The 237-nt window shown below is 37.1% G+C and carries 1 protein-coding gene; it reads left to right on the top strand.

Annotated elements, in window-relative coordinates; all coding sequences use genetic code 11:
• On the top strand, window positions 1-156 hold a 156-nt coding region (locus tag AC2Q9J_RS18500; protein WP_499042196.1), incomplete at its 5' end, for a His/Gly/Thr/Pro-type tRNA ligase C-terminal domain-containing protein.
• Window positions 157-237 lie beyond the last annotated feature (81 nt).

Raw genomic sequence — 237 nt, 5'->3', positions numbered from 1 at the left:
GTTAAATTTTCTGATCTTGAGTTGATGGGTATCCCGCATCGTATCGTCTTCGGTGAAAAAGGCTTAGATGCTGGTACTTTTGAGTACAAAGGTCGTCGTGTTGCAGAAGCAAGCAATCTCAATAAAGAAGAGTTATTCGCAAAACTTGTTCGCTAATCAGACTTCAATTCAAAATATAAAAAAAGCCGTTTCAATGAAGCGGCTTTTTATTTAAACGTTAAACAGTGGAATCCTTGA

This window comes from Planococcus sp. RAB007_Raresut (genome assembly GCF_057369535.1).
This window is presented reverse-complemented; position numbering and strand designations above follow the sequence as displayed.